We start from the raw sequence: 20,695 nt of genomic DNA on the forward strand, positions 1-20,695 counted from the left end.
CTCAGCCGGCCTGGCCAGGCGTTATGATCTGAAATGAGCCGTCATCGAATTTTACAAAGCACGACGCGCTGTTGAGCGGTGGCAAAGTGGTTGTTCGCGTTGCGGGCACGCGTGACTTCACGTTCTGTTTGCACGGCGGCAGGCTTACGGGTCGAAACCCTTTCTGTGCCATGCATTGCGCTTCGACCGTGTTGCGCAGGCCCTGATTCACATCCACGGTATAAACACGGCCGGGCTGCCACCAGCCGGGTGATTGATAGCAACGACCCCTGCCATCGCAATATGTGCGCCCAGGCCAATAGGTTGGCGGGCTTTGGCGGATCTGATTGGCTACCGGCACTTCCTTGACCGCCTTCAGCTGGCACTGAGTTGTCTCTTTTTGCAGGCGCGATACGGTTTCACCTTCGCGGTAGTACAGCGAAAGTGGTCCGCAAGAAGACAGCACCATCAAAGGTAACAGCATAGGAAACAGCGTTTTCATATGCTTATCATGCCGCAGCCGGGCTGCGATGACAATTCAATTGACCGCTCTGGGGGCATCTGTCATTCAATCCTTTCAGGCAGAAGGGCCAGAAGCATGAAGGTCATTATTTGCGGTGCGGGTCAGGTCGGCTGGCAGATCGCGCGGCATCTTTCGGGCGAGCTGAACGATGTTACCGTCGTGGACAACAATCCCGACCTTGTAAGGCGGGCGACTGAAACGCTTGATGTGCAGGGGATCGCCGGGTTTGCAAGTTATCCGGACGTGCTGGAACGGGCAGGGGCCCGTGACGCTGACATGATCATTGCCGCCACCCATTCGGATGAGGTGAACATGGTCACCTGCCAGATGGCGCACTCGGTCTTTTCGATCCAGCGCAAGATCGCGCGCCTGCGGTCGAAATCCTATCTCGAGGCGATCCACTCGGATCTGTACCGTCGTGATCATCTGCCGATTGATGTGGTGATCAGCCCCGAACGGGAAGTTGCCGCCGCCGCCATGCGCCGCCTGTCCGCCCCATCCGCCTTTGACACCGAGATTTTCATGGACGGTAAGGCGCAGCTGCTTGGGGTGCGGGTGGAAGAGGATTGCCCGATCGTGAATACACCGTTGCGGCAGCTGACGGATCTGTTCTCGACCCTCAGTTCCATCGTGGTTGGGGTGCGGCGCGAAGGCACGCTGTTCGCTCCCGAATCCGAGGATCAGCTGTTCGTGGGCGATGAATGCTATGTCTTCACCAACGTCAAGGACGTGGATCGCACCATGGAGGTGTTCGGCAAGGCGCAGAAGCGGCAGGATCGCGTGGTGATCGTGGGCGGCGGAAATGTCGGGCTGGAAGTGGCCAGAACGCTGGAAGAACGCGAAAGCCGCGTGCGGGCCAAGATCATCGAGCGCGACCGCCATTGCGCTGAACTCGCCGCCGAAGCTCTGGAACGGACGATCGTGCTGCATGGCGACGGGCTGGATGCCGGGTTGCTGAGCGAGGCGGGGATCGAACGGGCCGATGCGATGCTGGCAGTTACGGATGACGACCGTACGAACATGCTGGCTGCGGTGCGTGCCAAGGCCGAAGGGTGCGCTCTGGCGATTGCATTGATCAACGACCCCAGCATGGTGGCCCTGATGGGGCCTTTGGGGATCGATGCTTATATCAATCCGCGGGCCACGACCGTCAGCTCGATCCTGCGGCACATCCGGCATGGACGGGTGCGTCAGGTCTATTCCATAGGGGACGCCGAGGCCGAAGTGATCGAGGCCGAGGTTCTGTCAACCTCGCCTATGGCCGGGCAACGTCTGCGCGATATCGACTTTCCCGAGGGGGTGCTTGTGGGCGCGGTCCGCAAGGGAGACGAGGTTCTGCGACCGACAGGCAGCCTGCGGATCGATGAAAAAGATGTGGTCGCAATCTTTGCCATGGCCAAGGACGTGCCAGAGGTTGAACGCCTGATGCAGGTTTCAATCGATTTCTTTTGATGGCGCATGCAGGGACACAACAGGTTGGATTGTTGCGGCGGTTGCCGTTGTTCCTGCTGATCTGGGGCATTGCATCCCTGACCATGTGGATTCCGGCGATCTATGCGTTGGCTCTGGACGATCACGACACGTCACGATCCTTTCTGTATTCCGGGATTCTCGGCTTGTTTCTGGTAGCCACCATCGCGATGGCGTCCTCCAACCGCATACCCCGGCGCGGCACGTTGGGGCAGCTGGCGGTGATGCTGGCCTGTTTCACGCTGCTGCCCATATTTCTTGCGATCCCATTTCACGACGCGCTTGGTACGACCACCTTTCTGAACGCCTATTTCGATATGGTCAGCTCTCTGACGACCACGGGGGCGGACCTGTTTCCGGATCCGGCCCGCCTGACGGCCCCGTTGCATTTGTGGCGCGCCATGGTCGGTTGGATGGGCGGCCTGCTGATGTGGATCGCCGCTGCGGCTATCCTTGCGCCGCTGTCGCTTGGCGGGTTCGAGGTCACTGCCAAAGGCCAGCCGGGGCGCCCGGTGTCAGGGGTGGCGCAGAGCGAACGCGTGGACCCGCGTGGCCGTCTGATCCGTGTCGCCAGGACCCTGACGCCAGTCTATGTCGGGCTGACGACCGTGATCTGGGTTCTTCTGTTGATCGCCGGTGAGGTCGGTCTGACGGCGGTGTGCCATGCGATGGCAGTGATGGCCACGTCCGGCATCTCTCCGGTCGGGGGCATGGAAGGGGCGCAGGCCGGGTTTACGGGCGAAGCCATCCTGTTTCTGTTCCTGTTCTTTGCTCTCTCGCGTCTGACTTTTTCGAAGGATACCGCGACAACAGGCTATTCCCGTCTGGATACGGACCCCGAGTTTCGTATTGGTCTGATGATTGTCCTGGGCGTCGCAATCCTGTTGTTCTTCCGGGTTGTTGCGGGCGTGACGGAAATCGGTGGTCAAATGGAACCATTGCAGGCCTTGCAGGTCATCTGGGGGATGCTGTTCACCGTTCTGGCTTTCCTGACGACGGCCGGTTTCGAAAGCGCGAACTGGAACGACGCACAGCAACTGTCGGGTTTGGGAACGCCCGGTTTGCTGTTGATGGGGCTGGCATTGATCGGCGGCGGGGTCGCGACGACAGCCGGAGGGGTCAAGCTGTTGCGGGTCTTCGCGCTGTATCTGAATGGCGCACGAGAGATCGACCGCCTGATCTATCCCTCATCCGTCAGCGGTGCAGGGGGGGGCAATCGCCGCATTCAAAGCGATGGTGCGTTCATCGCCTGGATCTTTCTGATGCTCTTTGCGCTGACCCTTGCGGTCTTCAACCTTCTGCTTGCGGCGATGGGGTCCGGGTTCGAACAGGCCATGGTGCTCAGCGTGGCCACGCTCAGCACGACGGGGCCGTTGATCGAGTTGGCCACGGACGTTCCAATTCGCCTGATCGATCTTTCTGCCAGCGCCAAGCTGACGCTGTGCGCGGCCATGGTCATCGGGCGTCTGGAAACGCTGGCGATCATCGCACTGATCACCCCGTCGCTTTGGCGGGATTGAGCCGGGCACATCGTGCGGCGGCTAACGCCTGATTTTTCATCTGGAATATCTGTGCGTAGCACTCCATACTCTGCCGGAGGGAGCGCGTTGGTCCGCAGCGCGTAGCAAGAACAATGGCGAGATTATAAAAATATGGCTTCGGACAGACAGAATCTTCAGGATGCCTTCCTGAACAATGTACGGAAAGCTAAGGTTCCGGTCACGATTTTCCTGATCAACGGTGTGAAATTGCAGGGTGTCATCACCTGGTTCGACAATTTCTGCGTATTGTTGCGCCGCGACGGACAGTCGCAGCTGGTCTACAAACACGCGATTTCGACCATCATGCCGTCACAGCCGATCAACCTGTATGAGGGCGAAGACGCCTCTTGATGGAACATGAGCGGGCGCGCACCCGGGCCTGGGTGCTGCATCCCGAAATCAAATCAGACGAACAGCGCCGTGTCCCCGAACCGGCGCTGGAAGAGGCGGTGGCACTGGCTGCCGCATTGCCCGATCTGGACGTGATCGGGTCAGAAGTCGTGCGACTTCAACGCGCGCAGGCCGGGTATTTATTCGGCAGCGGCAAGATTGAAGAACTTGGTGCGCGTTTTCGCGACAACGAGGTTGAGCTGGTTCTGATCGACGGGCCGGTGACCCCGGTGCAGCAGCGCAATCTGGAAAAGGCTTGGAAGGTCAAGATCCTCGATCGGACCGGGTTGATCCTTGAGATTTTCAGCGATCGCGCCCGCACGCGGGAAGGGGTGTTGCAGGTCGAGATGGCCGCGCTCAGCTATCAGCGGACGCGGCTGGTACGGGCGTGGACTCACCTTGAACGTCAGCGCGGTGGTTTGGGATTTGTCGGCGGACCCGGCGAAACCCAGATCGAAGCCGACCGCCGCGCCATTGACGAGCAACTGGTGCGCTTGCGGCGGCAGTTGCAGAAGGTGGTCAAGACCCGGACATTGCACCGGGCCGCCCGGGCCAAGGTGCCTTATCCAATCGTCGCACTCGTCGGGTATACGAACGCAGGGAAATCGACGCTGTTCAATCACCTGACCGGGGCCGAAGTGATGGCCAAGGACATGCTGTTCGCCACACTGGATCCGACCATGCGCCGCGTACAGTTGCCCGACGGCCCCGAAGTGATCCTGTCGGACACGGTGGGCTTTATCTCGAACCTCCCGACCGAGCTTGTGGCGGCTTTCCGGGCGACGCTGGAAGAAGTCCTGGGGGCCGACCTGATCGTCCATGTGCGTGATATCAGCCACGAGGAAACCGAGGCGCAGGCGCAGGATGTCGAGGCGATCCTGACCTCGCTGGGCGTCGACGAAGAGAGGCCCCGGCTTGAGGTCTGGAACAAGATAGATCTGCTGAGCGCTGATGAACGCGAGGCGACATTAGCGCGGGCGGACCGAGATACTGAGATATTTGCGATTTCGGCTGTAACCGGGGAAGGCATCGCGCCATTACTGACCGAGATCGCGATGCATCTGCAAGGTGCGCGACGTGAGGCGGTGTTGGATCTGTCTTTCTCGGACGGGGACAAGCGGGCCTGGTTGTTCCGGCAGGATGTGGTGCGCACAGAAGAACAGACCAATGACGGTTTCCGCATCACGGTATTGTGGACCGATAAACAGGCGGCTCAGTTCGAGGCGCTGAAGAATTAGCGATGGGGCCGGATATGTCCGACAAGCCGGACCAAAGAGTGTTCCTGACCGGCCATATCGATGTGCCTGTGGACCGGCTGGAAGAGGTGCGCGCGGCGTTGCCGGACCATGTGAAACTGACCCGTGCGGAACAGGGCTGCGTATCCTTTGACGTGATCGAAGATCAGACCTGTCCGGGTCGGTTCAACGTGTCAGAAGTATTTGCAGATCAGCAGGCTTTCGATGCACATCAGGCCCGGACACGGGCGTCTGACTGGTCGCGGGTCACTCAGGGGATACCGCGGGACTACAGGATAGAACGCGCATCCTGCGGACGTTGAGTCAGGCCCCGTCAATCTGCCGTTGATGGTCATCGGCGTCGAACCAGCCCGATGATGATTGTACAAGGTAATCTGACGTCAGTTCCCACTCTTCCCAGCCGCGCGCTATGACGTGATTGCCGGTTACGGAATGGTGCCCTTCGCGGGTCCAGACGAATATGGCATGAGATCCGGCCCATCGCATCATGTCGCAACGCAGCTCGAGATCCGGGAAATCCGCGTAAAAACTCCGGGCCATGTCGGCGATCGCCACGCGCCCCTCGATCGGGTCGCCCCGGTTGATGGTGACCTGCCCGTTTGACGCGAAGAAGCCGGCAACCGCGTCGGGGTCACCCGAGCTCCACGCTATTGCGTAGTCTCGCGCGAGGTTATTCAGAGTATCCCGAATGCTGGCCATACTCGCCCCCTTTTGGTCCCACATGATCGGTGCCGTTATGTTAGGCGAATAAAGCTGTCGGTGCCACGATGCCCCCGCGAACAGGGCGGGGACTTGCCGAATAGGCGGATTATCGCGGGATCAGATTGGTAACCCCGACAGCCGCAGCGCGGGCCAGATCAAGATCGAGTGACATGGGTATGTATTCGCCACGCCGCCACAGCTGCGCCTGATCGTCATAGTAACGCGACAGGAAATGACCCGATTGCCCGGTCGCCGTAATGAAGACCGAGCTATTGGGGTCGGCAAAGTCATAAACCCCGCGATACCCGGCGCCGTGCACATTCTGGAACGGATCAGGCCCTTCGCCCGATGTTCGGCCACGCAGCAATGTGTTGTCGCCGCCGCTGGTCGATTGGCGAATGTTCACAAAAAAACGCAATATAGGGACTGAGCCCAGCACGGGGTGATCATGCGTTGCCTGATGCGCGTCGCCCCAACGCAGGGATTCAAGTGCGCTGCCATATCGTTCAGAGATCCAGATCAGCGCGTCGTCCAGCGCAAGCCGTGCCATCTCGGTGCATGTCTCGACCGGTGCGCTTTGGATCACGTCGCACCAAACACCCGCGCCGTCAATGTCGCGGTAGACCCGTTCGATGAACAGCGGTTCGACATGTTTGTATTCACTGGCCAAAGGCCCAAGCTCGTCCGAGATCAGCCGGATTTGCAGCGCACGCAGCCAGGCCGCATAGATCAACGGCTCGGGCAGGTGTTCGTTCATCTCACCGTTCCAGTCCGCCAGCAGCGACAGCGCGATCTGGCGCTGGCGCTCCGGCGTTCCTTCGGGGGCCGAAGCCCCGGTGAACCACAGATCGGCACCGATCAGCGGCAGCAGAGACCGTGCGGTAAAGCTGACCGTGTCCAGCTGCGCCTCGATAAAGCTGTCGCGGGTATGCACCTCGCGCGATTGCATCAGGCGTTCCCAGCGATGCACGCGCTGCGTATCGCCCCATTCATACGAGACGTGATCCGGGAACGGGCGGTCTATGATCTTGTTGTTCGTGTTGCCCAGAACACCGCCGACGGGGGCCACGAATTCCGGGTTGCCGGCATAGGGCAGGCGGCCTTGCCAGCGATTGGCCTCGATCCAGCCGGGCGAGGGGATGCGCCCCCGGCTTTGGTTTAGCGGATCACGCCGAGGCATGGCGCCGATCAGCTTCATCCCGATTGTCGTCCTGTCGACCAGCGACAGGTTCTGAGAAGGCGCGATGAACTGCTTACCGACCGCGATGGCCTGCTCCACGTTGTCGGCGTTCATCAGCGCCATGGACGCCGACATCGACGTGTCCCGCGGGCTGAGCGCCGTCCAGGACAGCGACGCCACATGGCCCGGCGGCGTGATCGTTTCCAGCTTGTAATCCGTGCCCGGCAGCACTGGCCCATTGTCTGTCCAGCGCAGGGTCAGCGTAACCGGAGCTTCCCCCTTGATCTCGATGATCGAAGGGCGGGTCTGGAATTCCTTGAAGCCGGTCGGGGTCAGGTATTCCTCGGGGTTGTCAGGATTCAGTTGCTCGATATGTACGTCCTGATCGTCAAGATACGAGGATGTAAGCCCCCATCCCAGCCGGTCGCTGCGTCCGGTCATGATGGCGGGCACACCGGGGATCGAGGCCCCGATGACACCGCCTTTTTCCAATCCGAGATGTGCCAGGTACCAAATCCCGGGCGCAGTGAAACCCAAATGAGGGTCGTTGGCCAACAGGGTTCCGCCACTTGCAGAACGTGACGGCGCGGCGGTCCAGGCGTTTGAAGCTCCGGCCAGACCACGTTTGGGAAGGGGCGAAAGAGGTGTGTCGGGAATGTCCGTTCCCGCCGCATACCTCGGAAGATTTGGGAACAGGGTGGCATATTCCGGCAACGCCGCGATCCCGGGCCCGGGAACGTCGGGCAGGATATCGGCCAGACGTTCGGGGTTGTTCAGCATCAGGGACGTGCGCGCACGCAGAACTTCATCGGTCAGGTGGCCTGACAGTTGCAGCGCCATCAGCTTGATCATCGCGATACTGTCACCCGGTTGCCAGGGTGAGACCGGCACGTTGAACAGGAACATCTCGGGTGCGCCGCGACCCAGCGCCTCTTCGTTGATCTCGGTCAGGCGGGCATTGACCCCGGCGGAATAGGCACGCAAGGCGGCCTTGGTATAATCGTCCTGCACCTCGACCGAGCGGTGGGCCAGCCCGTAAAGGTCCAACCTGCGCAGCAGCTTGTCGATGTGAAGCGTGCGCGGGCCAAACACCTCGGACAGTCGGCCTTGCGCGGTACGGCGCATGACGGTCATCTGCCACAGTCGGTCCTGAGCATGGGCATATCCCAATCCAAAGAACACATCGGGATCGGTCTGACCCAGAATATGCGGCACGTTGGCGGTGTCGCGTACGATCTCGACCGGGGCGGTCAGACCGTCGACCTCAAGCGTTTGGTCATAGTCCGGCAGGGATTGGCTGGCCAGAAAATAGACAAGGCCCATGGCGGCGAGGATCAGGATGATCAGACCCGACGCGATGCGCACCAGCCAGCGGAAAACAAGACCCATTACTGCCCCAGATTCTTATTCAGATGAAGGTTGGACAAAGACTAGAGGATGGTGGGTCTGACCGAAAGAGGAACGCGGCAAGAACCTGCGTGGAAAGGGTTAAAACGAATGCCCCGCCGCAGTTTTACGCTGCGACGGGGCCGTTTGAGGGGGAAGTGGTAATCCGGGTTATGGGATGATGCGGGTGTATTTCGTACCTTCGACGGTCGCGCCGAATTTAAGACCGGCCTGGCCGAAGACCACCGCCAGCACCGGCGAACGCAGTGTTGTCGTGTCCGTGGACAAGGAATTCCCGGTTGCGTCAACCACATATCCAATATCGGCACCGGCTGTCCATCCGCTGGAACGGCGGAAATCGTTCAGCGCATCTTCGGTCATGAAGAACAGGATATGCGCATATTGCTGCGCACCGATTTGCAGACCAGCGGTTCCAGAAATTGCAGAATAGTAATCGACCGTGGCGCCGTTGATGCGCAGCGCGCCTTGGCCATAGGCACCGCCAAAGAAGATCAATCCGGCGTCGGTGATCAGGGGCATAACCAACATGCCGTTGGCTTTATTCGCGATTTCCACGGTGTTGGGGTACCGGCTGTACATTTCGGTCAGCGTGGCATCGACGCGGGCGTCGATGTTGGCCGAATTTGAATTGCCGACGCCGTTGCCACAGGCAGCGGTCAGGGACAGGCCTGCCATGCCCAAGGCAAAGCCGCGACGGTTCAGTCGGGGGGAGTTGGAACTGCTCATGGTTTTTTTCTCTGTAACTGTGCCTGATGTGTCGGGTGATCCCGATCTTGCCGGCAAGGATACGCCGATTAGGGCGTTGTGTCACGGGAAAGCTGCCCGCTCAAGGGGGCTTGTCGGCGAAAAGTTGCGACTCTTCGGGGTTTTAGCCCTGCAGGATCCGGGCAACCTGAGGCGAGAAATAGGTCAGAATACCGTCGCACCCGGCGCGCTTGAAGGCCAGCAGGCTTTCCAGCATCGCCTTTTCTCCGTCGATCCAGCCATTCTGGGCGGCCGCCTGGATCATCGCGTATTCCCCCGATACCTGATAGGCATAGGTGGGCGCACCAAAGCAGTCTTTCACACGACGGCAGATATCCAGATAGGGCATTCCGGGTTTGATCATCACCATGTCCGCGCCTTCGGTCAGATCGCGTTCGATCAGGCGCAGGGCTTCGTTCGAGTTGGCCGGGTCCATCTGATAGGTTTTCTTGTCGCCGGTCAGCGCGCCCGAGGCGCCGACGGCGTCGCGGAAGGGGCCGTAAAAAGCGCTGGCGTATTTCGCGGCATAGCTGAGGATCATCACGTTGTGATGCCCGGCGCCTTCCAATGCGCGGCGCATTTCCCCGATCCGGCCGTCCATCATATCCGACGGTCCGATGATGTCGGCACCGGCATCGGCCTGGGCAAGGGTCATCTTGACCAACGCTTCGATGGTCTGATCATTCACGATCTCGCCGTCGACGACATAACCGTCATGACCATTGATATTGTACGGGTCCAGCGCCACGTCCGTCATCACCGCGATGTCGGGGGCTGCCGCCTTGATCGCCCGGATGGCCCGGTTCGACAGGTTGTCGGGGTTCCAGGCTTCGGCGCAGTCTTCGGTCTTGAGCGCGGAATCCGTGTAGGGAAAGATGCATATCGCCGGGATTCCAAGCGCTTGCGCTTCGACGGCCGCTTTTGCAATCAGATCCACCGACCGGCGAACCACGCCCGGCATCGAGGGAACGGGTTCTTCAACCCCTTCGCCGTCGCGGACGAAAACGGGCCAGATCAGGTCGTCCGTGGTCAAGACATTCTCGCGCACAAGTCCGCGGATTGCCCGGGATTGACGGGCACGCCGAAAGCGGGTCATGGGATAGGGGGCAACGGTCGGTTTCATGGCGCGTTCTCCTTGAACATTCGTGCATTGGGTGGCATGAATTCACAAAGGTCTCAAGGGTATCAATGGACGCGGCAGCGTGGCCGAACCTCCCTGAGTGGTTTGAATAAAGGGTTGGGTTTGGACTGGTACTCTTCGATCTTTGAAGTCATCGACATGCGCAGCTTTTCGAATCTCTGGTTCTGGATCGTGCTGGCGGTTGTCTGGTCTTCGGCGAGTCACTGGGTAATGGGCATTCCCTACGATCTGGTGGTACGTGCCCGACGCATTGGCGGGCAGGTCGAGATCGACCTTCTGGACATCGTTCGCATACACACCAACCGGATCCTGTTGATCGTCGACATGTCAGGCACCATCCTGTTGGCATTCGGGTGTTTTCTGTTCACCGGGCTGGCCACGCTTGGATTCTATTACGGTGTCGAGTTCGCGCAGGCCGTGTTCCTTCTTCTGTTTCCACTGACGCTTGTTCTGGTGGTGAACATCGTGCACGCGCGACGATTGCGGCGGCAGGAACTGACGCTCGAGTCTGTTTCGAAAACCATTGCGCGCTGCCGGCTCTATACCCAGATCATAGGCATGATCTCGATACTGGTCACTTCGTTCTGGGGCATGTATCAGAACATCTCGATTGGCGTTCTGGGATAGCAAAATCTGAAAGGCGAGGCGATGAAGGCTCCGAACCACGTGACAGTTGGCGGCGCCCCCGAAGGGTTTGACGCGCAGCTTGTGCTGAACGAAATCGCCCGCAGCAACGGGCCGGTGGCCCATGTCGCACGTGACGACAAGCGGATGGAGGCGATGCGCGCGGCACTGTCCTTCTTTGCCCCCGACATGCCGGTCTTCGTGTTTCCGGGCTGGGATTGTCTGCCCTATGACCGGGTGTCACCCAACGCCGACATTTCAGCGGCCCGCGTTGCCACGCTGGCGGCTCTGGTTCACCAGATGCCGCAGAAATTCGTGTTGTTGACGACATTGAATGCGGCAACCCAACGCGTCCCGGCGCGAGACGTGCTGCGCGAGGCGGCGTTTACCGCCCGTGTCGATCAGCGCATTGATGAGGCCGCGCTGCGTAACTTCCTGGTGCGCATGGGCTTCACGCAAAGCCCCACCGTGATGGAGCCGGGTGATTATGCAATTCGCGGCGGTATCATCGACATCTTCCCGCCGGGTGAATCGGGCCCCGTCCGTCTGGACCTGTTCGGAGACGTACTGGACGGCGCGCGCCGTTTTGATCCCGTGTCTCAGCGCACGACCGAAAAACTGGACATGGTTGAACTTGCGCCGGTGTCCGAGGTCATTCTGGATGATGCGGCCATCACGCGGTTCCGCCAGAACTATCGCATCGAATTCGGCGCCGCGGGCACGGATGATCCGCTATACGAAGCGGTAAGCGCCGGTCGCAAGCATCAGGGTATCGAACATTGGCTGCCCTTCTTCCACGAGAAGCTTGAAATACTGTTTGATTATCTGCCGGATGCCACGATCACCGTCGATGATCAGGTTACACCGGCCAGATTGGCCCGATGGGAGACGATTGCCGATCAATACGAAACCCGGCGTCTGGCGCTGGAAAACCGATCCCGCATGGATACGGTCTATAAACCCACACCTCCGGGGTTGCTGTATCTGGATGATGCCGCGTGGGAGGCGGCTGTCGCGGATCGGCGTGTCATGCAGTTCAGCCCCTTGCCGCAGGCCTCGGGTCCCGGTGTCATCGATGCGGGCGGGCGGATCGGGCGCAATTTTGCTCCGGAACGTCAGCAGGAAAGCATCAGCCTGTTCGGTGCTTTGGCCAGCCACATCAGCGCCAAGCTTGACAAAGGTCCGGTGCTGATCGCGTCCTATTCAGAAGGTGCGCGCGAACGTCTGACCGGCCTGATCGAGGATGAAGGTCTGGCAGAGGCGATTCCCATTGCCAATGGAACGCGCATCGGAAAGCGCGGCTTGCACCTTGCCGTCTGGGCGTTGGAGCACGGGTTCGAAACTCCTGATCTAACGGTGATCGCTGAACAGGACGTACTGGGCGACCGCTTGATCCGGCAACCCAAGAAGCGCCGCAAGGCCGAGAATTTCCTGACCGAGACCCAGTCGCTCAGCCCCGGCGATCTGGTGGTGCATGTGGATCACGGCATTGGTCGTTATATGGGGATGGAGGTCGTCACGGCCGCCGGTGCCGCCCATGAATGCCTGCTGCTGGAATATGCCGAGCAGGCAAAGCTGTACCTACCGGTCGAAAACATCGAACTGCTGTCGAAATACGGCCATGACGAAGGGCTTTTGGATCGACTCGGCGGTGGCGCTTGGCAGGCCAAGAAAGCCAAGCTGAAAGAGCGCATTCGCGAGATGGCGGACAAGCTGATCCGCATCGCGGCGGAACGTGCGCTGCGTAAAGCCCCCGTGATGGATCCACCGCCGCACGCGTGGGAGGAATTCAGCGCGCGTTTCCCCTATCAGGAAACCGATGATCAGTTGCGCGCCATCGCCGAGGTGATGGAGGATATGCACTCGGGCGCGCCGATGGACAGGCTGATCTGCGGTGACGTCGGCTTTGGCAAGACCGAGGTGGCGATGCGCGCCGCCTTTGTCGCCGCCATGTCCGGCGTGCAGGTTGCGGTGGTGGCACCGACAACACTGCTTGCCCGACAGCATGCCGCAAGCTTCAGGGAACGGTTTCGCGGCTTCCCTCTGGAAGTGCGGCAATTGTCGCGTTTCGTCTCGGCCAAAGAGGCGCAGCAGACACGTGACGGGCTGGCCAAGGGCACGGTCGATATCGTGATCGGGACCCATGCGCTGTTGGCCAAGAACATACGGTTTCACAATCTGGGTCTGCTGGTCATCGACGAAGAACAGCATTTCGGTGTTGGACACAAGGAACGGCTGAAGCAACTACGCAGTGACATCCATGTTCTTACCCTGACCGCAACCCCGATTCCGCGAACCTTGCAATTGTCACTGACAGGGGTGCGCGATCTGTCGATCATCGGCACACCGCCCATCGACCGTCTGGCGATCAGAACCTATGTCAGCGAATTCGACGCGGTCACGATCCGAGAGGCGCTGCTGCGCGAACACTATCGCGGCGGGCAGAGTTTCTACGTGGTTCCGCGCATCTCGGACCTGCCCGAGATCGAGGAGTTCCTGAAAAGCCAGCTGCCCGAACTGACCTATGTGGTTGCACACGGCCAGATGGCGGCAGGTGAACTCGATGACCGAATGAACGCGTTTTATGACGGAAAGTATGATGTGCTGTTGGCCACAACTATTGTGGAAAGTGGTTTGGACATTCCAACGGCGAACACGATGGTCGTGCACCGCGCCGATATGTTCGGTCTTGCGCAGCTTTATCAGATCCGGGGCCGGGTGGGCCGGTCCAAAACCCGTGCCTATGCCTATCTGACCACCAAGCCACGACAGAAACTGACCGCCACTGCCGAGAAACGCCTGCGGGTTCTGGGCTCGCTGGACACGCTGGGCGCCGGGTTTACTTTGGCCAGTCAGGACCTCGACATTCGGGGCGCTGGCAATCTGCTGGGCGAAGAACAGTCTGGCCAGATGCGCGATGTGGGCTATGAGCTTTATCAATCCATGCTGGAAGAAGCGATTGCCAAGATCAAGGCCGGCGAGATGGAGGGGCTGTCAGATGCCGACGACCAATGGGCCCCACAGATCAATCTGGGCGTGCCGGTTCTGATACCCGATGATTACGTGCCCGATCTGGATGTTCGTCTCGGCCTCTACCGCCGCCTGTCGTCGCTGTCGACCAAGGTCGAATTGGAAGGCTTTGCCGCAGAGTTGATCGACCGTTTCGGCAAATTGCCGAAAGAGGTGAATACTCTGATGCTGGTCGTGCGCATCAAGGCCATGTGCAAACGGGCGGGCATCGCCAAGCTGGACGGAGGCCCGAAAGGCGCGACGATCCAGTTCCACAATGACAAGTTCGCATCCCCTCAGGGATTGGTCGAATTCATTCAGAACCAGCGCGGCATGGCCAAGGTCAAGGATAACAAGATCGTCGTGCGCCGGGATTGGAAGAAAGACAGCGACAAGATCAAAGGGGCCTTTGCGATTGCCCGCGACCTTGCTGAAAAAGTGGTCGCGGAAAAGAAGAAGACCAAGGCTGGCTGATGGGCAAGATGGGGCTCTGCCCCCGCTGCGCGTTCCGCGCATCTCCCCCGGGATATTTGCGGCCAGATGAAGTCACGGATCCCAGCTTCATCTGGCTGAAAATATCCCCGCCGGAGGCATCGCGCGGCAGCGCGATCCCGCCTATACTCGCATTGCAGCCTGCGCGCAGAAGCAAGACGCTGCAACCGCCTGATCAGCACGGGCCAGAGCCAGATCCAGGCGTTGTTTGACTTGTCGCATTTCAACATCTTCCCCGCGGGCTTTGAGACAATCGTACAGTCCCTTCAGGCTCCAGACGTTGTCGGGATGGATCGAAGCGCGGCTGAGCGAGCCGCCAAGGCCAAGATCTTCGCGATAGACGGCTTCTGCTTCTGCCGCATGACCTTGTTCGAACAGCAATGCGCCAAGCGCGTGGCGGGTGGGCTGCATCCAGCCCCAGGGTTCGTCATAGGGCAGGGTGTCGTCCAGTTCGACCGAGCGGCGCAGATGGGCAAAGGCGATTTCGAAATTGCCTTTTCGGTACTCGATCTCACCGCGCAGCATCTCCCCCGCGATTTCCAGCAGGTCGATCACACGATTGTTGTGCAACCTGCGTGTTTCCGGAACGCATTCCCTAGCTGCCAGAAACAGGTTCTCTTCCGCTTCGGCATGGACGACGTCACCGGTTGCGGCATGTGCGATGGCGCGGGCGTAGTGGGTCGTTGCAGTCAGGGTGCGATAAAGATCCGGATCAGAGGGCAGCTCCAGCGTCTTGGCCTCTTCCCAGCGGCCAAAGCGGATCAGGATGTGCGGCCCCATGGACATGTAGCTTTCGAAGTAATCCGCCATTGGGGGACTTTCGATGCGCAGCATCTCCTCTGGCGTTGTATCCCACAATCCCTGATTGGCGCGTAGGGCAGGTTCAATCTGACCTAGAAACAGCGCGCCATAGATGGCGAAGTGATAATTGTGTTGACGGTAGCCGGTGTAGATATTGAACGCGCCTTCGCGTTCGTAATACTTCAGATCCGCATTCGAGGCTTTTTCGTTCCACTGCACCACATTGTGATAATGGCCGCACAGCACGTCAATATGTGTCGGCATATGCACCAGGTGCCCCGCATCGGGCACCAATGTGCGCAGGACATCACCGGCTTTCAGAGCTTTTTCCGGCGTGGGCGACATCTCCATCAGGTGAACATAAAGATGCAGCAGGCCGGGATGTGACATGGCGGCCGGATCGTTGGCCATGGCCCATTCCAACGCCTCTTGCGCTTCAAGCGTTGCAGCGCCTTCTGCTGGTTGGCCGGTTTTCAGGTCCCACATTTTCCAGGGTGTCAAGTTCAAAAGCGCCTCGACGTAGATCGCGCGCAGGTCCGCATGATCGCGGTGCGCGGCGAAGGCTGCGCGCATCGCTTCGGCAAAATCGTGATCCCACCGGTGCATGTCCTCTGCCGGATCTCGTTGCGGATAGCGCGCAGGGAGGGCTCGGATCAGAGCTTGCTCGACGGGCGTACAACCGTCTGCCAATCGAAGGGCGTTTTGCATGGCATCATAAGCCAGCGCCAGCGCCTTGCGGCGTCCCCGCTCGTCCTGCAAGTCCCATGGCAGGTTGTAATTCGGCCCCGCCGCGTAGGCGACGCCCCAATATGCCATGGCGCATTGGGGGTCGTGTTCAGCTGCGCGCTGGAAACAAACCACGGCTTCTTCGTGATTGTACCCATAGGTCCAGTTCAGGCCGCGGTCGAACCACAGCTGAGCGTCGGGAACGGAGGTCGTTACCGGACAGGAATAGCTGCCCAGATCATAGTATTCACGCATCAGAAGCCCTCCGGTTGGTTCAGGTCGAGGGTAGCGTGATTCAGATGAGTCGCACAGATCAGGCTGGCAGACGTTCTTCGACGCGGCCCATATGCAGCATAAGCCCGAAGGCCAGAATGCACATGCTCAGGATGCCGAAGGTCAAAGGCGTGATCGAACCGTCGAACAACAGCCCGATCGGGGCGGCGATGGCAGCGGCCAGCACCGTCGATATCGATCCGATGACCGAGGCTGCCATTCCGGCAATATGCCCCATCGGCTCCATCGCGATGGCGTTCAGGTTGCCCAGCGTCACGCCGGCCATGAAAAACACCATGGTTTGCCAGAACACGAACAATGCGAACGAGGCGTCTGGCGAAAGATGCGCGGCGTTCAGGGTCATGACAAAGGTGGTAATCAGGATTTGCCCCCCCAGCGCCCATGTCACCATCCGGCGCATGCCCACACGCACCACTAGTGCCGCGTTCAGCAAACTGGCCGACCCGGACATCAGCGCCACGAACCCGAACCAGAACGGAAAGCTTTCGGCGCGGTCATGGATAACGTCATAAACGGGCTGAACCATTGTCAGCATGGTGAACAGCACCCCCATGCACAGGGTCTGAACCATGATCGAAAGGCGCACGGTCGGATGCGAGAACATTTCCTTCGTGGCCGAGAACATCAACGGAATGCGAAAGGGGCGACGGTTTTCCCGGGCCAGAGATTCCGGCAACCGAACGCCCATCCAGGAAATGATGATCAACGCAAACAGAATGAAAGACACAAAGATCCCGCGCCATCCGAACAAAGCGATTACTCCGGCGCCCAGCATCGGTGCCGCTGCGGGTATCAACGTGAAAATCATCATCGCGATTGAGATGATCCGCGCCATTTCGCGGCCTGAATACAAGTCGCGGATAATCGCCATGGCCACCACGCGCGGACCTGCGGCGCCCAGGCCTTGAACCACACGTGCAATCAAGACCAGTTCCAGTGAAGAACTGGCCCATGCGACAGCAGACGCCGCAATGTACAAAGCCGCGCCGCCGTAAATGACCGGCTTGCGTCCCAGCGCATCCGAAAGCGGGCCGGTGAAAAACGTGCCGATCCCCATGCCCAACACAAATGACGTCAGGATCAGTTGGGCACGGTTAACGTCATCGGGGCTGAGCTGCGCGCCGATCTCGGGCAACGCAGGCAGCATCGAATCGATCGAAAAGGCTATGGTGGCGAACATCATTGCAATCAGTGCAATGAATTCCGCCTTCGACATGCGATTGGCCATGAAGACCTCCTAACCCGTTCGCGCTATCACGGCGGGTCGGCATAGGCCAGACTGGAAATTTGCACAGACCTCTGTGCTATTCTGCAGGGGAAGCCTCAAGTTGAGACATGATTTCAGCGATCACTTTCTCCCACATTTCAGGAGGTTGGGCGCCGGGAACCGCATGTTGATTGGCGACAATGAAGGTCGGGACCGAGCTCACACCCATTTTGCGGGAATGAGCATCGCGATTGCGGATATCCTCGCGGTCGGCGTCTGATTTCAGCAGCTTCATGACCACGGCGGCGTCCATTCCGGCGCTGTCCGCGATATCGGCCAAGACTTCGTGGTCGCCGATGTCGCGACCCTGCACGAAATAGGCGTCAAACAGCGCATCGACGACGGCATTCTGCTTGCCTTCGATGCCAGCCCAATGGATCAGGCGATGCGCATCCAGCGTGTTGGGGGTACGTTTCATGGCCTCGAAGTTGATGTTCAGACCGGCCTTTTCAGCGTGTTCCACCACCGGCGCATAGGCGCGAACCGCGCCGTCCTTGCCGCCGAACTTGCGCTCGAGATACTCGCGCCGATCCATTCCCGCATCCGTCATGTCAGGATTCAACTGGAACGGATGCCATTCAATGACAAAGGGGTGGTCGGGTACGTTGGCCAGTGCCTTGTCCAGTTGAGTCTTGCCGATATAGCACCACGGGCAGATCGGATCGGACAGGATGTCGAGCTTGACGGTCTGGGTCATTTTGTTGGTGCCTCGAAATAGGCCGGCAGCGCCCGGCGCAGGAGTTTGCCGTTTCCGCCGGTCGGCAGGGCGGCCAGATGGATGAAGGCGCGTGGTTGTTTGTAACGCGCCAGGTTGGCTTCGACATAGGTGCGCAAGGCCGCATCGTCCAGCTTTTCCGGGCCCGTATAGAAGGCCGCTATCACAAATGTGTCCGGTTTGACCTCGACCGCGGCGGCGCCGACCTGAGTGATGCCCGGAAAGCGGGACAGGGCGGCTTCGACCTCGACCGGGGACACGCGATAGCCACCCGCGTTCATCATATCGTCGTCGCGGCCCAGATAGCTGATCTGACCATCCACGGCCATGACGCCCTGGTCGCCGGTCAGAAACCACTCTCCCTGCATCCGCGTTTCAACCTCATCGGGTGCGTTGAGATAGGTCAGCATCAAACCGGGGTCAGAGCGGTGAATGGCGATGGTGCCTTCTTGGCCCTTTGGCACCGGACCGTCCGGACCAAGGATCGCCACACGACGCCCGGGTTGCGGTTGTCCTAATGCGTCGCTGCGCGCGGGGTGATCCGGGCTGGAGGAAATGAAGGTAGAGCATTCGGACATGCCATAGGCTTCGAACAACTCGGTGCCGGTGGCCTTTCGCCATTGTTCGTGCAGCGCGCGCGACAGTTTCTCACCCGCGCACAAGCCGTGGCGCAGGTCAGGCAGCTCCACCCGATCGCACCCTTGCACCATCTTGCGATAGACCCCGGGGGCCGCTGCAAAGATCGTTGCGCCATGCTGGCGCAGCAGGGCAGGCAGGGCCGTGATTTTGGTGCCGGGCGCGGGGATCAGGGCAGTTGCGCCCATGGTCCATGGATCCATCAGACCGGTGCCCAGCGTATAGGTCCAGTTGAATGCTCCGGCGTGACACAGCCGGTCGGTCTCGCGCAGACCATACCAGCCATCGACCATCATCTGCCGCGCCCAGATTGCTCGGTGGGCATGGGCCACGGCACGAGGCTTGCCCGAGGTTCCAGAGGTATAGACGACATAGGCCATACGTTCCGGATCGCCCATGTCAAATTCTGCCGGGGGCAGGTTTCGCATGGCTTTCAACGCGTCCAGCCCGATCTGTTTGGAATGCGAGGCGCAGGCGACGCCCGGATCACGCAGAATCACCGCCGGAGAAAGCTCGTCGATCATCCTGGCGGTTTCGGGTTCCGTCAGTTGTGACGATGTCGGCACCGGTACGATGCCCACGGCAATTGCCCCCAGATAGGCAATCGGGAAATCCACCGTGTTTCCCAGCCGCATCAGCGCGATATCACCGGGTTTCAACCCGGCCCGCAGCAACCCCGTGCCTGTGCCCAGTACTGCTGCCTTCAGATCGCGAAAGCTCCAATCCTGCGTATCGTTTTCACGCAATACTGACAAAGCCACCTTATCTGGCGCGTGATGGGCGCGGCCCAAAACATGGGCCGCCAGATTGAATGGCGTGGGGCAGGGTGCGGGCGACCCCTGATCGAAGATTGACAACATGGCCTCTGGCTATCGCGCCGCCTGCCGCGTTGCAAGCATGGCTGGCCGGGCCTATAGAAGGGTCATGAGCACTCAAGATCCCAAATCTCTGATCCGAATTGCCCGCGATTCTGGCGACCATACCGAAGTCGAACCCCTGGACCTTGGCGCCCGTGTGCGAGAGCTGCGCAAAGCGCGGGAATGGACATTGGAACAGGCCGCCAGTCAGGCCGGATTGGCACGCTCGACCCTCAGCAAGATTGAAAACGGGCAGATGTCGCCGACTTACGACGCGCTCAAGAAGCTTGCGACCGGGCTAGAGATTTCTGTTCCGCAACTGTTTACGCCGCCCCAGCGCGATCAGGTGATCGGACGCATGGCGATCACCCGTGTGGGCGACGGCACGGCTCATGCCACCACCACCTATGAGCATGAGCTGCTGGCCGAAACCCTGACCAAGAAACAGATGCTGCCCTATCGTGCGCGGGTCCGCGCAAGATCAATGGATGAATTTGACGGCTGGGTGCGCCATGACGGCGAAGAATTCATGTATGTGCTGACCGGTGTCGTCAAGCTTTACACCGAGTTTTACGAGCCGGTTGAGATGCGCAGAGGGGACAGCGCGTATTACGACGGCAGCATGGGCCACAACGTGATTTCCGTCAGTGACGAAGACGCGACGATCCTTTGGGTTACATCACTTGCCTAAAGCGGTTCTGCTGAATTCCCGGTTCAGCCCTTCGGTGAACAGGAAATCTTCGACCTCTTCATGCGCCTCATTCATCGTAAGTTGGTGACGTTCGGCCAAATAGGCTTCAAACCCTTTTCGATCCTTCAACACGCGCATCATGTCCTTGTCACGCAGGTTCGGAAAACGCCGCTTTGCGCGTTCGCATGCCGCATTCCAGTCGTTTGTAAGATCGGTCCAGTTCATCATCAATGAGCTTCCCTTAGCAACG

Annotated in this window: 18 protein-coding genes; 8 read left to right on the forward strand and 10 right to left on the reverse strand. The window is 59.8% G+C overall.

The window, feature by feature from the left end:
- Nucleotide 1 precedes the first annotated feature (1 nt).
- Complete coding sequence (locus tag GS605_RS04315; RefSeq protein ID WP_171632096.1) at nt 2-481, reverse strand: hypothetical protein; 480 nt, start codon at nt 479-481, stop codon at nt 2-4.
- A gap of 96 nt (nt 482-577) precedes the next feature.
- Between GS605_RS04315 and trkA the strand changes: the two genes are divergently transcribed.
- From trkA to GS605_RS04340, 5 genes are all read left to right on the forward strand, one after another.
- Nucleotides 578-1,954 (forward strand): Trk system potassium transporter TrkA, encoded by a 1,377-nt coding sequence (gene trkA, locus GS605_RS04320; protein WP_152458149.1) that lies wholly within the window; start codon nt 578-580, stop codon nt 1,952-1,954.
- Complete coding sequence (locus tag GS605_RS04325) at nt 1,954-3,492, forward strand: TrkH family potassium uptake protein (RefSeq protein ID WP_171723168.1); 1,539 nt, start codon at nt 1,954-1,956, stop codon at nt 3,490-3,492. The genes trkA and GS605_RS04325 overlap by 1 nt, the downstream gene beginning before the upstream one ends.
- Nucleotides 3,493-3,624: 132 nt before the next feature.
- A complete protein-coding gene (hfq, locus tag GS605_RS04330) occupies nt 3,625-3,864 on the forward strand; it encodes an RNA chaperone Hfq (RefSeq protein ID WP_005982826.1) in 240 nt (79 codons plus the stop codon).
- On the forward strand, nt 3,864-5,141 hold the full coding sequence (hflX, locus tag GS605_RS04335) for a GTPase HflX (protein ID WP_171723169.1): 1,278 nt from the start codon (nt 3,864-3,866) through the stop codon (nt 5,139-5,141). The genes hfq and hflX overlap by 1 nt, the downstream gene beginning before the upstream one ends.
- A 14-nt stretch (nt 5,142-5,155) precedes the next feature.
- Complete coding sequence (locus tag GS605_RS04340; RefSeq protein ID WP_171723170.1) at nt 5,156-5,461, forward strand: putative quinol monooxygenase; 306 nt, start codon at nt 5,156-5,158, stop codon at nt 5,459-5,461.
- 1 nt (nt 5,462) lies between these two features.
- Here GS605_RS04340 and GS605_RS04345 read toward each other — a convergent pair whose 3' ends face one another.
- The 4 genes from GS605_RS04345 to hemB form a co-directional block, all read right to left on the reverse strand.
- Nucleotides 5,463-5,858 (reverse strand): nuclear transport factor 2 family protein, encoded by a 396-nt coding sequence (locus GS605_RS04345; protein WP_171632108.1) that lies wholly within the window; start codon nt 5,856-5,858, stop codon nt 5,463-5,465.
- Between the two features lie 109 nt (nt 5,859-5,967).
- Entirely contained in the window at nt 5,968-8,430 is a 2,463-nt protein-coding gene (locus GS605_RS04350; RefSeq protein ID WP_171723171.1) for a penicillin acylase family protein, read from the reverse strand.
- Between the two features lie 168 nt (nt 8,431-8,598).
- The gene (locus tag GS605_RS04355) at nt 8,599-9,174 is read right to left on the reverse strand and encodes a YSC84-related protein (RefSeq protein WP_171723172.1); all 576 of its coding nucleotides are present in this window, start codon (nt 9,172-9,174) and stop codon (nt 8,599-8,601) included.
- A gap of 142 nt (nt 9,175-9,316) precedes the next feature.
- Nucleotides 9,317-10,315 carry a porphobilinogen synthase gene (hemB, locus tag GS605_RS04360; protein WP_171723173.1) on the reverse strand — a complete coding sequence of 333 codons (999 nt, stop codon included), beginning with the start codon at nt 10,313-10,315 and terminating at the stop codon, nt 9,317-9,319.
- Between the two features lie 120 nt (nt 10,316-10,435).
- Here hemB and GS605_RS04365 point away from each other — a divergent pair, with 120 nt between their 5' ends.
- Nucleotides 10,436-10,960: a component of SufBCD complex gene (locus GS605_RS04365; RefSeq protein WP_152458141.1), complete on the forward strand. Its 525-nt coding sequence runs from the start codon at nt 10,436-10,438 to the stop codon at nt 10,958-10,960.
- 21 nt (nt 10,961-10,981) lie between these two features.
- Nucleotides 10,982-14,440: a transcription-repair coupling factor gene (gene mfd, locus GS605_RS04370; protein WP_171723174.1), complete on the forward strand. Its 3,459-nt coding sequence runs from the start codon at nt 10,982-10,984 to the stop codon at nt 14,438-14,440.
- 141 nt (nt 14,441-14,581) lie between these two features.
- Here mfd and GS605_RS04375 read toward each other — a convergent pair whose 3' ends face one another.
- The 4 genes from GS605_RS04375 to GS605_RS04390 form a co-directional block, all read right to left on the reverse strand.
- On the reverse strand, nt 14,582-16,240 hold the full coding sequence (locus GS605_RS04375; RefSeq protein ID WP_171723175.1) for a tetratricopeptide repeat protein: 1,659 nt from the start codon (nt 16,238-16,240) through the stop codon (nt 14,582-14,584).
- 58 nt (nt 16,241-16,298) lie between these two features.
- Nucleotides 16,299-17,507: a multidrug effflux MFS transporter gene (locus GS605_RS04380; protein WP_171723176.1), complete on the reverse strand. Its 1,209-nt coding sequence runs from the start codon at nt 17,505-17,507 to the stop codon at nt 16,299-16,301.
- A 76-nt stretch (nt 17,508-17,583) separates the two neighbouring features.
- On the reverse strand, nt 17,584-18,243 hold the full coding sequence (locus GS605_RS04385) for a DsbA family oxidoreductase (protein ID WP_171632123.1): 660 nt from the start codon (nt 18,241-18,243) through the stop codon (nt 17,584-17,586).
- Nucleotides 18,240-19,757 (reverse strand): class I adenylate-forming enzyme family protein, encoded by a 1,518-nt coding sequence (locus GS605_RS04390; protein WP_171723177.1) that lies wholly within the window; start codon nt 19,755-19,757, stop codon nt 18,240-18,242. Before GS605_RS04390 ends, GS605_RS04385 begins: the two co-directional genes overlap by 4 nt.
- 64 nt (nt 19,758-19,821) lie before the next feature.
- Here GS605_RS04390 and GS605_RS04395 point away from each other — a divergent pair, with 64 nt between their 5' ends.
- Nucleotides 19,822-20,445 carry a helix-turn-helix domain-containing protein gene (locus tag GS605_RS04395; RefSeq protein ID WP_171167898.1) on the forward strand — a complete coding sequence of 208 codons (624 nt, stop codon included), beginning with the start codon at nt 19,822-19,824 and terminating at the stop codon, nt 20,443-20,445.
- Here the strand turns inward: GS605_RS04395 and GS605_RS04400 are convergent.
- Entirely contained in the window at nt 20,434-20,673 is a 240-nt protein-coding gene (locus GS605_RS04400) for a hypothetical protein (protein WP_170344111.1), read from the reverse strand. The genes GS605_RS04395 and GS605_RS04400 overlap by 12 nt on opposite strands.
- Nucleotides 20,674-20,695: the final 22 nt, after the last annotated feature.

The organism is Ruegeria sp. HKCCD7559 (genome assembly GCF_013110575.1).
GTDB lineage: Bacteria > Pseudomonadota > Alphaproteobacteria > Rhodobacterales > Rhodobacteraceae > Ruegeria.

Excerpts from the sequence above, each read along its gene's own strand:
- GS605_RS04315 (WP_171632096.1), bottom strand. The coding sequence starts at position 481 with ATGAAAACGCTGTTTCCTATGCTGTTACCTTTGATGGTGCTGTCTTCT.
- trkA (WP_152458149.1), top strand. The coding sequence starts at position 578 with ATGAAGGTCATTATTTGCGGTGCGGGTCAGGTCGGCTGGCAGATCGCG.
- GS605_RS04325 (WP_171723168.1), top strand. The coding sequence starts at position 1,954 with ATGGCGCATGCAGGGACACAACAGGTTGGATTGTTGCGGCGGTTGCCG.
- hfq (WP_005982826.1), top strand. The coding sequence starts at position 3,625 with ATGGCTTCGGACAGACAGAATCTTCAGGATGCCTTCCTGAACAATGTA.
- hflX (WP_171723169.1), top strand. The coding sequence starts at position 3,864 with ATGGAACATGAGCGGGCGCGCACCCGGGCCTGGGTGCTGCATCCCGAA.
- GS605_RS04340 (WP_171723170.1), top strand. The coding sequence starts at position 5,156 with ATGTCCGACAAGCCGGACCAAAGAGTGTTCCTGACCGGCCATATCGAT.
- GS605_RS04345 (WP_171632108.1), bottom strand. The coding sequence starts at position 5,858 with ATGGCCAGCATTCGGGATACTCTGAATAACCTCGCGCGAGACTACGCA.
- GS605_RS04350 (WP_171723171.1), bottom strand. The coding sequence starts at position 8,430 with ATGGGTCTTGTTTTCCGCTGGCTGGTGCGCATCGCGTCGGGTCTGATC.
- GS605_RS04355 (WP_171723172.1), bottom strand. The coding sequence starts at position 9,174 with ATGAGCAGTTCCAACTCCCCCCGACTGAACCGTCGCGGCTTTGCCTTG.
- hemB (WP_171723173.1), bottom strand. The coding sequence starts at position 10,315 with ATGAAACCGACCGTTGCCCCCTATCCCATGACCCGCTTTCGGCGTGCC.
- mfd (WP_171723174.1), top strand. The coding sequence starts at position 10,982 with ATGAAGGCTCCGAACCACGTGACAGTTGGCGGCGCCCCCGAAGGGTTT.
- GS605_RS04375 (WP_171723175.1), bottom strand. The coding sequence starts at position 16,240 with ATGCGTGAATACTATGATCTGGGCAGCTATTCCTGTCCGGTAACGACC.
- GS605_RS04380 (WP_171723176.1), bottom strand. The coding sequence starts at position 17,507 with ATGGCCAATCGCATGTCGAAGGCGGAATTCATTGCACTGATTGCAATG.
- GS605_RS04385 (WP_171632123.1), bottom strand. The coding sequence starts at position 18,243 with ATGACCCAGACCGTCAAGCTCGACATCCTGTCCGATCCGATCTGCCCG.
- GS605_RS04390 (WP_171723177.1), bottom strand. The coding sequence starts at position 19,757 with ATGTTGTCAATCTTCGATCAGGGGTCGCCCGCACCCTGCCCCACGCCA.
- GS605_RS04395 (WP_171167898.1), top strand. The coding sequence starts at position 19,822 with ATGAGCACTCAAGATCCCAAATCTCTGATCCGAATTGCCCGCGATTCT.
- GS605_RS04400 (WP_170344111.1), bottom strand. The coding sequence starts at position 20,673 with ATGATGAACTGGACCGATCTTACAAACGACTGGAATGCGGCATGCGAA.